This window comes from Streptomyces sp. LS1784 (genome assembly GCF_020103755.1).
Lineage (GTDB): Bacteria > Actinomycetota > Actinomycetes > Streptomycetales > Streptomycetaceae > Kitasatospora.
Window position 1 is genome coordinate 1 of sequence record NZ_JAHSQD010001133.1, and the last position, 1,029, is coordinate 1,029.

The window sequence follows — 1,029 nt, forward strand, 5'->3', positions numbered from 1 at the left end:
GGCGCTGGCCTGGATGACGACGTTGCGGGTGAAGCGGCCGCGCGCGCGGGCGGTGCGGCCGCCGGCCTCGCCCGCGGTCTCGGCCTCGGTGAGGTCGAGGAAGTCGGCGGAGGCCGGTGGGCAGACCCGGCCGAGCCGGGAGGCGACCACGCCGCCGTCCTCGCCGGTGCGGGCGGCGGCCTCCACGTAGCCCATGGCGGCCGGGTAGCGGCGGTGCAGGGTGTTCAGCAGCGGGCCGATGTCGCCGCTGGTCTGCCCGTACATGGCGCCGAGCAGGCCGAGCTTGGCCTTGTCCCGGTCGCCCTGGAAGGCGTGGGCGGCGAGCGCCTCGTACAGGTCGCCGCCGGCGGCGGTGCGGGCCAGCCCGGTGTCCTGGGAGAGCGCGGCGAGCACCCGCGGTTCCAGCTGGGCGGCGTCGGCGACGACCAGCAGCCAGCCCGGGTCGGCGACCACGGCGCGGCGCAGGATGCGCGGGATCTGCAGGGCGCCGCCGCCGCGGCTGGCCCAGCGGCCGGACACCACGCCGCCGACCACGTACTCGGGCCGGAACCGGCCGCCGCGGGCCCAGGCGTCCTGCCAGGCCCAGCCGTGCGCGACGTGGATCCGGGACAGCTCCTTGTAGCGGACCAGCAGCTGCGCGGCCGGGTGGTCGATGCCCTTGAGCTCCCAGGAGCGGGTGGAGCCCAGCTGGATGCCCGCCTCGGCGAAGGCGCGCAGCACCTGGGTGTGCGAGTCGGGGTTGAACGGCTTGGCGCCGAGGGCCTGCTGGAGGTCGACGGCGAGCTCGGCGAGGATCCTGGGCTGGGTGCCGGGGACGGTCGGGCGGGGGCCGAGCAGTTCGGTCAGCAGCCGGTCGTGGACGTCGGCCCGCCAGGGCAGCCCGTCGTGGGCCATCTCGGCGGCCACCAGGGCGCCGGCCGACTCGGCGGCGACCAGCAGCCGGAACCGCTGCCGGGCGCCCGGGTCGGCGATGGCGGCGATCCGGCGCTGCTGTTCGGCGTGGACGGCGACCACGGCCGTCAGCGGGTC

The 1,029-nt window shown here is 77.5% G+C and carries 1 protein-coding gene; it reads right to left on the reverse strand.

Features of this window, described 5'->3' with window-relative positions:
• On the reverse strand, positions 1-1,029 hold a 1,029-nt coding region (locus KS423_RS46140; RefSeq protein WP_224285611.1), incomplete at both ends, for a bifunctional 3'-5' exonuclease/DNA polymerase.